Consider the following 13,064-nt stretch of genomic DNA (forward strand, 5'->3'; position numbering starts at 1 on the left):
ATGATCAGTTTATTTCTGCTCGTCTTAGCGATGGCGATCGTGACGTACATCCCGAGACTCGTGCCGCTCCTCTGGCTCAAGGAATTGAAGCTGCCGCCGCTCTTGAAACGTTTCTTATTGTTCACGCCTTACGCGGTGCTCGCAAGTCTTATTTTCCCCGAAATGTTGCACGCAACGAGCAACACGACTTCGGCCATCGCCGGTGGCTTCCTCGCCGCCGTCCTGGCCTTGTTGCGCATGAACCTCGTCCTTGTCGTCCTCGGCGGAATTGCCGGTGTGTACGTCATGGAAGCCTTTCTTTAACGAACAGGCGTGCTCTCAATTGATCGGGAGCACGCCTGTTTTCTATTCACGCAGACACCGCTTCACGTCGCAATTGAATGAACACGTCGACGAACGCCGCGTCCCATTGCGTCCCGCGTCCGCCTTCTAAAATCGAGAGCGCCTTCTCGACCGGCATGCCTTGGCGATATGGACGGTCCGACGTCATCGCGTCGTACGCATCAGCGATCGCCATGATGCGACCGAAGAGCGGAATCGTTTCCCCTGCGAGACCGTCCGGATACCCGCGCCCATCAATGCGCTCATGGTGTGAACGTACACCTGCCAAAATCGGCTGCAGCGAGTCTGGCAATGTGATTTGATTCAAAATGTGGATGCCGATGGTCGGATGCTCTTGGATTTGGGCGAACTCCTCGTCCGTCAATCTGCCTTCTTTCAGTAAAACATCATCGCGGACACCGATTTTTCCGATGTCGTGAAGGAGTGCCGACTTACGAAGCAACTCAATTTGATGCGAAGGCAATCGGAGAGCCGTCGCCAACTCAACCGAATACGCGGCGACACGTTCGGAATGCCCGGCCGTGTAGGAGTCTCGAGCGTCTAACGTCGCAGCGAACAAGACGAACAGACTGTTCAACAACTGTTCGTTCTCGGCCTCTCGGCGGGTCACGTTCTCGACCATATGATTGAACCCGGTCACGAGCCGACCGAACTCATCGGAAAAAGGGTTCGCGATCGGTTGGAGCTTTCCGGCATCAAGGGCGGCGACCCCTTCGGTCAACGCACCGAGCGGACGTTTGATACTGTCATATAGCAATATGCTGCTGAACGTGGCCACACAGACGATGACGACTAGGATGAGAGCGGCCCACCCCCAATACGCATCGACTTGTTCGACGTTCGATAATTGCACGCCTGAGGCGAGCGTGAACAACATGACAGGGAACACCCCGATGACGAGCATACTGAACAATAACTTCGTTCGGACACTGAGCGACTGGTACGTCGTGTGCAGCGGCTGACCCGTCAACTGTTCACTCTTTTTCTGTAAATGGAGAAGCATCGGTTCGACCGTACGATACGTTAAAAAGAATTCGATGAGGGCATGAAGAATCGCAATCAATACGGCACCGAGTGCAGCCAGCCCGATCATTCGATACGGCAAGTCGACCCACCCTCGTTGAATGGCAACTGCGGATAGAGCCATCGCTGGAATCGATAGCCCGAACAAGTGTGGACCGAGAATGCGTTTGACCGTCAGCACCGGGAAACGGCTCGTCTGACTGTACGCTTGTTGGAGCGCCGCATGATCCGGGAACTCGGTCAGACACACTGCCCGGATCGGTGCCACGTGTCGACGATACATGGACAGTTCAAGTCCGGCCATGACCGCCCCTGATGCGCCCATGATGGAAAATAAAATCATAATCTCAGACGTCGACAACTCAAGCGTCTGGAAAATAAATAAGCCGCCGACCCCGAATACAGCGATTCCTGATCCGAGCACGTAATTGAATAACAACGTCCGTTGAAACGTTTTAAACACAATATCCACTCCTGCCTCTGACTACTAATTACCTTATATATCGACTGTGCGACTCCAACTATTGATGCCAACACAAAAAAACAGGCCTCTCAGAGAGAGACCTGTGCAACTAACGATTACGGACGGAGTGGTCCTTCATTGTCATCAAGCGACCGGTTATCTTGGTCTGGCGTGATGTTTTCGTGGAACGGGTTCGGTTCTGGACCGTCGACGTTCGTCTGGTTCGGCATGTTCGTCCGATCCGCTTCACGTTTCAACTCTTGTTTCGTTTGATTCGCTTCACGTTTCGATTGATCCATGCCTTGTTTCGCCTGACGCTTCGCAGCTTCGGCTTCTTCGTTCATTTGGGCTTTTTCTTGTTCGAGTCCTTCTTTTGAGACTTCTGTCTCATCAATGCTTTTCTCAGCTTTTTTCAAGTAACGGGCCGCTGTTTCACGTCCACCGAGACCGAAGGCAAGGCCGAAAGCGAGAGCGACTGCACCGAGGATGAGCAAGAACGCCGTATTGACGATCATCGGCGCGATGCCGAGCTGACTGATTGCCATGAAGAAGGCAATCCCGAGAATCGCATATTTCGCTACGTGACGGAGAACGCTCGGTTGTCCCGCTCCATCGACGAGCACACTGCCGACGAGACGCTCTGCCATGTTAGCGAGCCAGAAACCGACGGCCAAGATGATGATGGCCGCGATGACCATTGGCAAGTAAGCGAAGATTGCTGTCGCAAGCGACGCCATGAAGTCGAGATTAGCGACTTGGAGCGCCTCTGAGACGAACAACAAGATCACGATGATTTGAACGATCGTTCCAATCACTTGAGCGACCGACGTCGATGACGCAGAACGTCCACCGAAGCCCATCTTTCCAGCGAGCGAGTTGACGCCTAAGTTCTCAAGGAGTGAGACGACGACACCTTTGAGCCACTTTGCAACGAACACACCGACGAGAATCAAGACGATGGCAACGATGATGTTTGGAATCATCGCCAAAATATTGTTAAGCATCGAAATCGCCGGATCTGAAATACCACGGATGTTCAACGCTTCAAGCGCTGAAATCGTGACCGGGATCATGATCAGGATGAACACGATCGTGCCGACTGCTTTCGCAAGGCTCGACCCTTTGACGTAATCCGATAAATGGAGTTTCTCAGCAAATTTGTTCAAACCTGCTGCTTCCAAGAACTTCGTTAAAATATCGCGTACGATTTTCGCCACGATGTAACCGATAGCGAAGATGAGTGCTGCCGCGACAAGTTTCGGAATGAAGGCAAGGAAACTGTTCAACAAATCTTCGAACGGTCCACTGATCCCGCGTAATCCGAGGGCGTCAAGGACGGCCGGGAGCGCTAATAGCAAGACGAGGTAGAAGACGATGTTTGCGACCGTATCGACCCATTTCGTTTGATTGACGCTCGTCGACTCTTGTCCGGTCTTTTCCATCAACTTGTTCAAGTTGAGACGGTGACCCGCCATCTGAATCGCTTTTTTCAACAACGTCGCGATAATCCAGGCAACGAGTAAAATGAGACCCGCTTTCACGACTCCTGTGATCAATCCAGAGAGCCCAGCATAGATTTGGCTGAACGGTTGCGTGACTGCTGGTACGTTCATAAATTCGAAGATGATCAAGAAGGCGAGGAGCAATACTCCAAAGAAGACGACCTTACCGATAATCCGTTCAGGCGTCCACCGCTTTTCCTCTCTTCCAGGCTTACCTGGTTCTCCTTCTTTTTTGACACCAACGCGTTCATCAAGGCGGGCTTTACGAAGCGCCTTGCGTGTCACGTTTTCCAGAACTTTCGCTAAAATAAAACCGACGACAAGGACTAAAAGTGCGAGTAAAAGATCTGGTAGCCATGACATGAACGTGTTGAAATTATATGTTGTATTGTTCATCCAACATCTTCCTCCTATCTCTTTTAAATTTTGGTTAACATTGACTCTCTGTATTAATACCAACATTTTCATGGGACTAAACCTCGCCTGTTTTATATAGTGTGATAAAGATTTAGGAATAATTGATTTTGCTTTCATTAGAAAGAAGACGTGTCTTTCCTAATCAAATGTGGTACGAATGAGGAGGAAAATCTTTTTTAGGAGGAGTCAAGATGAACATCGCCCTGATTGCCCATGACAAGAAGAAAGATGATTTGATTCAACTCGTGAAAACGTACGCCCACATCTTAGAGCACCATCAACTGTTCGCAACCGGCACGACCGGAACGCGTGTAGCCGAGGCGACCGGACTTCCGGTCCATTGTTTCAAGTCGGGACCGCTCGGTGGTGACCAAGAGATCGGGGCCGCCGTTGCCCGCGGAGAGATGGACATGATTCTCTTCTTCCGCGACCCGTTGACAGCCCAACCGCATGAACCTGACGTGAGTGCGCTCATGCGTCTTTGCGACGTTTATTCAATCCCGCTCGCCACGAACATGGGTGGAAGCGAGATTTTGATTCGCAGTATTGAACAAGGGGATTTCGAGGCGCGCCAACTCGACCATAACGACGAGCCGCCTTTATGAACCTTATAACGACAAGAAGAGAGGGATCATTCTGAAGCAACCAATATTTAACGATCCGGCCCTCCAAGCCTACTATGACCAAGTCCGAACCCATTTGTTGGAACTCGTCGACGACGAGGCAGAGGCAGAACGTTTACTCGAGAGCTTGGCCGGATACATCCATCAAGCCGAGAAGAACGGTCAATCACTTGAAGGACTACTAAAACAACACCCGAGTGAGTACGCTTTGTTTTTGGTCGAAAAGCCGGCCACGAACGAAGAGTTCAGACGACGATACCATACGATCGTCGAACAGTCCGACGAACTCAAGCCTCACGAAAAAACACAAGTCACCTGTGAGTTCGATTGGGCGATTGATCGCTTGAACGAGATGAAATTAAAATTGCAGGACATCGAGATGAGAGACGTCTCCTTCCTCGCCTATACGAAAATCGAGGCGATGAAATCATCGCGCCGCGCCTGGAACCAGTTCGGATGGCTGCTCGGCATGATTCTCGCTTTCGCCTATGCGAATCTGTTGCTTGTCATGGACGATTTGTTCAGCTTGCGTCTCTTTACTGCCCCGACCGGCACGTATGCGATCGACTATTTCGGGTTCGTCCTCCCGGTTCTGCTGACCGGGGCCGTCTTCGGGATCTTGACCCGATTTCGTCATCATTTCCAAACGCTTGGGCGACGCATCTTGTTCGCACTCTTCATCGTGCTCGTCTATATCGGTTTCGTCATTTTGACCCAACCGCTGCTCATGGCGCTCGAGTGGTCGTTTTTGATTCAATTGACCCCGATCTATGCGATCGTCCTGCTCGGCATCAGCGGATTCATGGCGTTATGGACTTTAATCGAATTCGTCTGGCGGAACACCCGCTGCCGACTCGGCAATGACGACATCATCATCTACTATTAAAATGTCACGCCTTTTCTTACGAGAAGGCGTTTTTTGTTTGAATCTAGCCAAGAACGGAAATTACTAATAGCGTGACGCCAATTTGTAAAGTACGACAACATAACAAAGGAGGCACAATATGTCTGACCGTAAAATTATCGGGCTGTTTGCAAGCGAGCAAGAAGTAATGGACAAAGTAGATGAGCTTCGGACGGCTGGGGAAGCCGAGAAGAACATGCACGTCGTCGCCAAGCGGGACGGGGAAATCTCCGCATTGCGCTATCATACCGACGTGAACGCCGAAGCCGGGATTCGTGACGTGAACTGGCTTGACCGCGTCAAATCATTCCTTCACGGAAGTGACCGAATTCGCGACGAGTTACGCAATATGGGGTTGAGTGACGCCGAGGCAGAAGAGTACCACACCGCGATCGACGCCGGCAAACTGTTGCTTTACGTCGATAAGCATTCATACGAGCGCTATCCGAACATGTATAAAAAAGATAGCGAGCTCGACCATGAAAAAGGGGAAGAAGCGGACGGCATCGCTTTTGATGCCAAACCGTTCAACGATCATGATGAAAAACCGCGCGGTACGAAAGACGACCCGATTGTGCGCGGCCATTCCGGACTAGAAGACCATCGCCGATTATAAGGAGGAACACACATGAGTGAGAAACGGTTCATTAGCATGTTCGACACCCAACAGTCAGCCCTCGGTAAAGTCGAGGAACTGCGTGCCAAAGGGTATAAGGATTCAGACATTTACGTCGTCGCCAAGCACGAGGATAACGTCTCGATTTTGCGTCGACAAACTGACGTCCACACAGAAGCGTCGCACGATACAGGCTGGTTCGATAAAGTCCGCGCTTTCCTAAGCGGTCATGAGGACGTCCATAGCGGCCTTCGCAACATGGGACTCAGTGAAGAAGAAGTCAAACGCCACTATCGCGACGTCGAAGACGGCAAAATCCTCATCTACGTCGACGAAGACTTCGAACGTCGCCACAATGAAGGCTTGACGATCGATTCGACGCCATACAACGATTCAAAGCATGACACGAGCCACCAAGGGCATCACACGGCGGACGGACTCGAAATCGATTCGAAACCGTTCAATGAATCGGTCGGAGACAATCCAAACCGGGCCGTTGATCCTGAACAGGACAAACTGGATGAAAAAGCTAAATTGAACGACAAAGAAGCGAAACTCCGCGGTCTCGATGACCGGGCGCTTCGTAACGACCATGAAGATCCGGATAATATCCGCCGCTTCTAAACAAAGCAAGGAGCCTGACACGTGTCAGACTCCTTTTTCTTATGTTAATCGGTTTTTTGGCTCTGCGCCGGTCAACACACTCATGATCGCTTCTCGGTTGAGTGCCATCATGGCGAGACGGGTTCGAATCGAGGCGCTGCCGATGTGCGGCAACGTCGTGACGTTCGGAAGCGTCAACAACGGATGATCCATCGAGATCGGTTCTTTCGCGAACACATCGAGGCCGGCTGCCCAGATCCGTTTCTCCTTCAACGCATCGTATAGCGCTTCTTCATCGACGATCTCACCGCGGGCGACGTTGATGAACACAGCCGTCTCTTTCATCTTACCGAATTCGGCGGCACCGAGCATACCGCGCGTCTCTTCAGTGAGCGGTGCGAGCACGACGACGAAATCAGACTCAGCGAGGAGTTCATCGAGTTCAGCGTAAACGAAACCGTACATCGATTCCGACTCATGCCGTCTTGTCCGGTTGTGATACAACACGTCCATATCAAACCCACGAGCCCGGCGCGCGACCGCTTCCCCGATGCGTCCCATGCCGATAATCCCGAGTTTGGCCCGATACACGTCCATGCCGACGTATCCCATCGGCGTCCACGACTTCCATTCCCCGGCCCGTAAATCACGTTCGGCTTCACCGAGACGGCGTGCCGTCATCATCATCAATCCGAAAGCGAGGTCTGCTGTCGTCTCGCTCAATACGTCCGGCGTATTCGTGACGATGATTCCCCGTTCCTTCGCTGCCTCCACGTCGATATTGTTGTAGCCGACCGCCAAGTTCGAGATGACTTCGAGATGAGGCGCTTGCTCGATCAATTCCCGGTCGATCGTATCGCTCAACATCGTCCACAGCCCATGGGCCGCCGCTGCTTCTTCGAGCAACACGTCACGCGGCACACTCACGGCCTCTTCTTCCCACATCCGTACGTCAAATTCCTCTCGCAGCGGAGCCACCGCTTCTTCTGGCAAGCGTCTCGTAATATAAATACGTTTCTTCATCCAATCGCTCCTCGTCTCTATAGTCAGTCTTTCTTTTTTGTCACCGGATTCTGTTCCATAAACTGTTCGAATAGCGAACCGAAGTCACTGTTGAGCAATTGTTCGATCGTCTTCGACGAATCCATCGCATTTCGGAAAGCGATCTCGTTGATGGCGAGACCGATCGCCCATGTGATGCCGGAAGCGACCGTCGCGTTGATGACGCTCGCCGCCGCGTTCGCCCCTGGGAAGAATTTCATCACGTTAAGTAAAATCGTCTTCGATAGCGCCCGGCCGATTTGGGGAATGATCGTACTCCCGATTAACGTCTTCAACATGTCATCGTTCGCTTTCACACCCCAATACCGGAACAAATGGACGCTCATCGTCACTTGAATCGGTGTCAACGCGATCGCGTCCGCGAACGGGAGCGGCACGGCGGCCGCGGTCCCCGCACTGGCGACGTAGCCCGAAATGATTCGATTCGCTTTTTTCCGCTTCAACTTGAGCATCGCTTCGCTCTCAGCGTGAATTTCCATGAGCAGTCCTTCTTGAAGCGACTGGTCGAGTTGATCGACGGACCACGTGACAAGACGTTCCCAGTCGAGATGGGCGCGTAGTTCCTGATCGTTTAACAGTTCTTCGGCGACACTGAGTTGGAATACCGCCTCGCTCGCCACCACATCTTTTAACTCGTTTCGTAAAGCGGCCAGTTCATCGGCATCGACTTGATCAATTTGCGTCAACAAGACAGCCACCGACGTCACGGCGCTCAACCGTTTGATGAGTGCCTGATCAAGAGGGGTGACCCGCTTCATCGATGCGTTGATGGCATACCAGACGAGGTGCATCTGTTCGGCAGCCCCTTTCGCTTGTGCCCGCTCCACAAAACCGATCACTTCGTCCGCATACGCCTCTTGCCGGGCGCTCCCGATTTCATAGCCTTCACTGTCGTAAAGGACGATGGCGACATCCTCACTCATAAACTGATGAATCCCTCGTGTGACCGGTTCCCCGGCCGCGACTTTCGTCAAATCCCGGCCGAACACGTGGTTGACGACCGAACTTTTACCCGATCCGGTGGCCCCGGCGATTAAAATATTCGGTTTCTTCACTTTTCCGCGTAACCGGTCCAATTCTTCTTTCAGGTCATACGTGTCTAAGTTGAACGGTATTTTTTTCTCCATCGGAATTCCTCCTCATTGACTGAGCGTTCGTCCGAGCCGGCGCATCTCTTCCTCGAAACCTCGGCGGACATCCAACTCAATCGTCTGTTTGACCAATTCGTATTGCTGATCGACCGCTTTTTTGATTCCTCGCTCCGCCGTCCGTCGTTTGAACGCCCAATAAATGAAATGGACACCGGGAATCATCCCGAGCACCATCTTACGAATCGTCCGCTTGAACGAGTAGTCGAAACCGAGCTCGACTCGACGTGTTTTGAACACGAGGTCAGAAGGCGCTCCGACGAGCGGATACCGTTGCATCAGTTGAATGTAGTGGCGGATTCCTTGCGACATCGCCTCTTCCGTCGTCTCGGCTGCCGCCTCGAGTGTCTGTTCTAAGTCTTTCTCGATGCGTCTAGCCTTCCAACTGATCATCGCCTGCGGCGTGATCATGCGGATCGTTTCAGCAGAGCGATAGCTTCGTTGACGCCACGCCTCGAGCTCGTCCAATAAGTGCCGAGTCAAATTGAGCGGCAATTTTCGTTCGACGTCCCGCCATAAGTTCGTCCGGTTTCTGTTCCATACGGCCTCATAACCGATATGCGGAACGACTTGCCCGCTCAGCAACTTCTTCTCGACACTGTTGACGCGAATGATCGCATCACGGGTCACACCGAGCTCACGGATCAAGACGTCTTCCATCGCCTCCGCCTTCTCGACGTTCATGGCGCTGTCTGGATTGTAGTTCGTTAAAATGATCGTCACGTTGCTCTGTTTCGCATAGAGCGGTTTTAAAATCGATTCTAGCTCGTACGCCTCTACTCGTCCTGAGTTGATGGACAACAAGTAATAGATGGTATGAAACCAGTCCGCGATGTCGAGCGCGCCTTCCCGTTCATTGACGATCGATAGGATTGCATCGTGCCATTCATCCGACCGGTCCGCCTCAAGCCCCCACGTGTCAAAAAAACGAAATAAGATGCCGCGCTCGAGGTCATAATACTCATACTCGTGCAACCCTTCGCCCGTCACTGGTCTGCCGGCCCGCGACTCGGCGACGTCACGTCCGTAAATATAGTTTAAAAACGCGCTCTTCCCCACCCCGGTCTTCCCCGCGATTAAAATGTTCGAGACAAGCCCCGTGTTGTCCATATCGTTCCCCCTGCCTTCATCGTATAATAACCATTATACTAAATGGACAAGTTTGAAACGTCCGACGAAAGGATGAGACAGATGTTGCACCATCTCGAACTATACGTCTCCGATTTGAAAAAAAGCCTCACGGCCTGGGATTGGCTCCTCACCGAACTCGGCTACACCGTCTATCAGCAATGGGAGCATGGCCGTAGTTACCGCTTCGGGGAAACGTATCTCGTCTTCGTCCAAACCGAGGCCGCACATCTGGAGCCCCCTTACCATCGAAAAAAGACCGGTTTGAACCACCTCGCCTTTCATGCGGAGTCACTCGATCAGCTCGAACGGTTGCGCCCAGAGTTGCCGCGTCACGGGTTCAGGGAACTGTATGCCGACCGCTTCCCTTATGCTGGCGGTCCGAACGATATCGCCCTCTATTTCGAGGACCCGGACCGGATCAAAGTCGAACTCGTGGCAACGATGTGAACGATTGGAACGGCACCTATCAAAAGTTTGTGAAAACAATTGCAAACTTTTATCTGACCTCCTAGACTTAAAAGTGTCTAAGGAGGTCTTTTCAAATGGAAAAACAAGTTGTGGAGTATATGGAAGAAGCTGCGTACAAAAAGGCGACGCTTCTGCGTCATTCTTTCGGCCAGTACGCACTCCGCTCGATTGTCGCTGGCTTTTTAATCGGGATCGGGGTCGTTTTCGCTTTTTCCGTCGGGAACATGTTCATCGACGTCCCTGGAACGATGCTGTTTGCCGGGATGAGCTTTTCTGTCGCTCTCGTCTTCATCGTTTGGATGGGCGGAGAGCTGTTCACGAGCAACACGATGTACTTGTATACCGGGGCGAAGCGAGGCCGGGTCGCGTGGCGTGACCTCGTTCACGTATGGGGCATCAGTTGGATCGGTAACTTGGTCGGTGCCCTCTTGCTCGTCGTCCTCGTCATCGGCGCCCACAGTATGGGTGAAGTCGGAAGTGATCATTTACTGTCCGTCGTGGCCGCGAAAAAAATGGGTGGCGACGCGTTCGCGATTTTTTTGAAAGGGATTCTATGTAACATCCTCGTCTGTATCGCCATTTTCATGCCGCTCAAGACGCAAAATGACGTTGCGAAGATCATGCTGACGATGTTGCCGGTCGTCGTGTTTTTCGCTGCCGGTTTCGAGCACTCGATTGCCAACATGGGCATCTTCGGACTCGCACTGTACTACGCGCCTTCTGAAATGATCAACATCGGGCTCGCCTTGAACAACTTGCTCTTCGCCACACTCGGCAATATCGTCGGTGGCGCCTTGTTCGTCGCCGGCACGTATGTCCATTTGAACGCACAATCTTCCTCGACTACCGTTAAATCTATCCGCCAAAACGCATAAAGACAGGGGCCCCGATTAGCAGGGCCCCTGTTGTTGCAATCGATTATGCTTTTGATGAGTCGGCAGCGGCCGCTTGGACCGTACCTTGCGCGACTTCGTCTTCTTCGACGTCCCAACACTCCGTGTTCTCGATGCCGAGTTTACGGGCCGAGAAGCGTGGGTTGAGACCTTGGGCGCGCTGTTCTTCATAGTCACGGAGGACTTTGAAGGCTACGCCGCCGAGAAGCGTGATCGCCGCCAAGTTGATGAGTGTCATGCCGGCCATGAACAAGTCGGCGAGGCTCCAAACGAAGCCGAGACTTGCGACCGATCCGAGGAAGACGAAGCCCATCGTGAGAAGACGGAAGCCGAAGACGGCACCTTTGCTCTTCTTGATGAATTCGATGTTCGTCTCACCGTAGTAGTAGCTACCTACGATTGAGCTGAAGGCGAACAAGAGAACGCTGATGGCGATGAAAGCAGGTGCCCACGAGCCGATTTGCTCAGCCAACGCGTTTTGAAGGAGGGCGATCCCTTCGCCGTTACCAGACGCGTAGCTGTCCGAAAGAAGAACGATAGCTGCTGTTGCCGTACAGACGATCAACGTGTCCAAGAAGACTCCGAGTGTCTGCATGAAACCTTGTTTCGCCGGGTGAGACACTTCTGCTGTCGCAGCGGCGTTTGGTGCCGAACCCATACCGGCTTCGTTCGAGAAGAGACCACGACGTACACCCATCATGATCGCCGCTCCGACCGATCCGCCGAACGCTTGCTCGAGACCGAACGCGCTTTGGAAGATCATGCCGAGGACTGCTGGCATTTCTGTGATATTCACGACGACGACGTAAAGAGCGACGATCAAGTAAAGGACTGCCATGAATGGGACGACGATCGCCGAGAAGTTCGCGACGCGTTGAACGCCTCCGAAGATGACGAGACCTGTCAACACGACGAGTACGGCTCCGCCGATGGCCGCTTCAAGACCGAACGCGTTGTCGAACGCTGCCGCGATCGTGTTCGATTGAACCGAGTTGAAGATGAGACCGAACGTGAAGGCGATCAATACCGCAAAGATGATACCGAGGACACGGTTGTTGAGTCCTTTTTCAATGTAGTAAGCTGGGCCGCCGCGGTACGCGACGTCGTCTTTCACTTTGTATACTTGAGCGAGCGTGCTCTCGATCATCGCTGTCGCTCCACCGAGGAGCGCGACGATCCACATCCAGAAGACGGCACCAGGACCGCCGAGTGTGATGGCGACCGTTACCCCGGCCAAGTTACCCGTTCCGATTCGTGTCGCCGCTCCAATGAAGAACGACTTCGCTGAACTGATGCTCTTGCCATCTTTCGCGAGTGTGACGTCTGATTTGTCAGTGACGACGCGGAACATTTCTTTTAAGTAACGGAATTGCATAAATCGTGTTTTGATGGTGAAGTAAATCCCTGCTCCGACAAGTGCGACGATCAACACGTACGTCCATAAAACGTTGTTTAAAAAGTCGACGCTTCCTTGCAATAAGTTTTGTACAGCTTCCATGAATAAGTTCCTCCCTGTTGTGTGAATCTGAAGTTGTTGAGATTTTATAATGTCTTGTTTTGAATTATACAAAGATTCTGACAATTAGCAATAATTTTTTTATAGGTTGGTTCACAGAAAGTTCACATAAAATTCGACATAAATCCCGAAAAACCGACACTTAAAGCGCTTACAAAAGTTTTTAAAAGAAATAAAAAATCATCAATTGCTTACATAAAGTTGACTATCCGTTACAGTTTTTTTGTCATTTCAGACTTTTTCTTCATTATATATACTATCTACATATATAAGTAGTAATAAATACCTATAAAATAATAATATAGGTAAATACAACCATTTTGACTTATACTGAATATAGTGAACCGCTTACA

At 51.8% G+C, this 13,064-nt stretch carries 13 protein-coding genes; 7 read left to right on the plus strand and 6 right to left on the minus strand.

Annotated elements, in window-relative coordinates:
* Positions 1–303 (plus strand): AzlD domain-containing protein (locus JJU47_RS06640; protein ID WP_228617417.1); only part of this gene is annotated, 303 nt, incomplete at its 5' end.
* 46 nt (positions 304–349) lie between these two features.
* Here the strand turns inward: JJU47_RS06640 and JJU47_RS06645 are convergent.
* Both JJU47_RS06645 and JJU47_RS06650 read right to left on the minus strand, forming a co-directional pair.
* Positions 350–1,828, minus strand: coding sequence for an HD domain-containing phosphohydrolase (locus JJU47_RS06645; protein WP_228617419.1), 1,479 nt, complete (start codon positions 1,826–1,828; stop codon positions 350–352).
* Between the two features lie 116 nt (positions 1,829–1,944).
* Positions 1,945–3,726: a mechanosensitive ion channel gene (locus JJU47_RS06650; RefSeq protein WP_228617422.1), complete on the minus strand. Its 1,782-nt coding sequence runs from the start codon at positions 3,724–3,726 to the stop codon at positions 1,945–1,947.
* A 212-nt stretch (positions 3,727–3,938) separates the two neighbouring features.
* On the opposite strand from JJU47_RS06650, the gene JJU47_RS06655 reads away from it, so the two are divergent.
* The 4 genes from JJU47_RS06655 to JJU47_RS06670 all read left to right on the plus strand — a co-directional run bounded on the left by JJU47_RS06655 (position 3,939) and on the right by JJU47_RS06670 (position 6,514).
* Entirely contained in the window at positions 3,939–4,352 is a 414-nt protein-coding gene (locus JJU47_RS06655; protein ID WP_228617425.1) for a methylglyoxal synthase, read from the plus strand.
* Positions 4,294–5,256: a hypothetical protein gene (locus JJU47_RS06660; protein ID WP_228617428.1), complete on the plus strand. Its 963-nt coding sequence runs from the start codon at positions 4,294–4,296 to the stop codon at positions 5,254–5,256. The genes JJU47_RS06655 and JJU47_RS06660 overlap by 59 nt, the downstream gene beginning before the upstream one ends.
* 118 nt (positions 5,257–5,374) lie before the next feature.
* The gene (locus JJU47_RS06665; protein WP_228617431.1) at positions 5,375–5,890 is read left to right on the plus strand and encodes a YflT domain-containing protein; all 516 of its coding nucleotides are present in this window, start codon (positions 5,375–5,377) and stop codon (positions 5,888–5,890) included.
* A gap of 12 nt (positions 5,891–5,902) precedes the next feature.
* On the plus strand, positions 5,903–6,514 hold the full coding sequence (locus JJU47_RS06670) for a YflT domain-containing protein (RefSeq protein ID WP_228617433.1): 612 nt from the start codon (positions 5,903–5,905) through the stop codon (positions 6,512–6,514).
* A gap of 39 nt (positions 6,515–6,553) precedes the next feature.
* Here JJU47_RS06670 and JJU47_RS06675 read toward each other — a convergent pair whose 3' ends face one another.
* The 3 genes from JJU47_RS06675 to JJU47_RS06685 are packed head-to-tail and all read right to left on the minus strand — an operon-like array spanning position 6,554 to position 9,813.
* On the minus strand, positions 6,554–7,516 hold the full coding sequence (locus tag JJU47_RS06675) for a 2-hydroxyacid dehydrogenase (RefSeq protein ID WP_228617436.1): 963 nt from the start codon (positions 7,514–7,516) through the stop codon (positions 6,554–6,556).
* Between the two features lie 23 nt (positions 7,517–7,539).
* Positions 7,540–8,682: a YcjF family protein gene (locus JJU47_RS06680; protein WP_228617439.1), complete on the minus strand. Its 1,143-nt coding sequence runs from the start codon at positions 8,680–8,682 to the stop codon at positions 7,540–7,542.
* Positions 8,683–8,694: 12 nt separating this feature from the next.
* Entirely contained in the window at positions 8,695–9,813 is a 1,119-nt protein-coding gene (locus JJU47_RS06685; protein WP_228617443.1) for a GTPase, read from the minus strand.
* A gap of 81 nt (positions 9,814–9,894) precedes the next feature.
* Between JJU47_RS06685 and JJU47_RS06690 the strand changes: the two genes are divergently transcribed.
* Positions 9,895–10,281 (plus strand): VOC family protein, encoded by a 387-nt coding sequence (locus tag JJU47_RS06690; protein ID WP_228617446.1) that lies wholly within the window; start codon positions 9,895–9,897, stop codon positions 10,279–10,281.
* Positions 10,282–10,376: 95 nt separating this feature from the next.
* Entirely contained in the window at positions 10,377–11,177 is an 801-nt protein-coding gene (locus tag JJU47_RS06695) for a formate/nitrite transporter family protein (RefSeq protein WP_228617448.1), read from the plus strand.
* A gap of 43 nt (positions 11,178–11,220) precedes the next feature.
* On the opposite strand, the gene JJU47_RS06700 is transcribed toward JJU47_RS06695, so the two are convergent.
* Entirely contained in the window at positions 11,221–12,693 is a 1,473-nt protein-coding gene (locus JJU47_RS06700) for an alanine/glycine:cation symporter family protein (RefSeq protein ID WP_228617450.1), read from the minus strand.
* Positions 12,694–13,064: the final 371 nt, after the last annotated feature.

The sequence above is a fragment of the Exiguobacterium sp. genome (genome assembly GCF_020832205.1).
Taxonomy (GTDB): domain Bacteria; phylum Bacillota; class Bacilli; order Exiguobacteriales; family Exiguobacteriaceae; genus Exiguobacterium.

Bases quoted from the DNA above. Each gene is read 5' to 3' on its own strand.
- JJU47_RS06690 (WP_228617446.1), top strand. From the start codon at position 9,895: ATGTTGCACCATCTCGAACTATACGTCTCCGATTTGAAAAAAAGCCTC.
- JJU47_RS06685 (WP_228617443.1), bottom strand. From the start codon at position 9,813: ATGGACAACACGGGGCTTGTCTCGAACATTTTAATCGCGGGGAAGACC.
- JJU47_RS06675 (WP_228617436.1), bottom strand. From the start codon at position 7,516: ATGAAGAAACGTATTTATATTACGAGACGCTTGCCAGAAGAAGCGGTG.
- JJU47_RS06670 (WP_228617433.1), top strand. From the start codon at position 5,903: ATGAGTGAGAAACGGTTCATTAGCATGTTCGACACCCAACAGTCAGCC.
- JJU47_RS06665 (WP_228617431.1), top strand. From the start codon at position 5,375: ATGTCTGACCGTAAAATTATCGGGCTGTTTGCAAGCGAGCAAGAAGTA.
- JJU47_RS06700 (WP_228617450.1), bottom strand. From the start codon at position 12,693: ATGGAAGCTGTACAAAACTTATTGCAAGGAAGCGTCGACTTTTTAAAC.
- JJU47_RS06650 (WP_228617422.1), bottom strand. From the start codon at position 3,726: ATGAACAATACAACATATAATTTCAACACGTTCATGTCATGGCTACCA.
- JJU47_RS06695 (WP_228617448.1), top strand. From the start codon at position 10,377: ATGGAAAAACAAGTTGTGGAGTATATGGAAGAAGCTGCGTACAAAAAG.
- JJU47_RS06680 (WP_228617439.1), bottom strand. From the start codon at position 8,682: ATGGAGAAAAAAATACCGTTCAACTTAGACACGTATGACCTGAAAGAA.
- JJU47_RS06655 (WP_228617425.1), top strand. From the start codon at position 3,939: ATGAACATCGCCCTGATTGCCCATGACAAGAAGAAAGATGATTTGATT.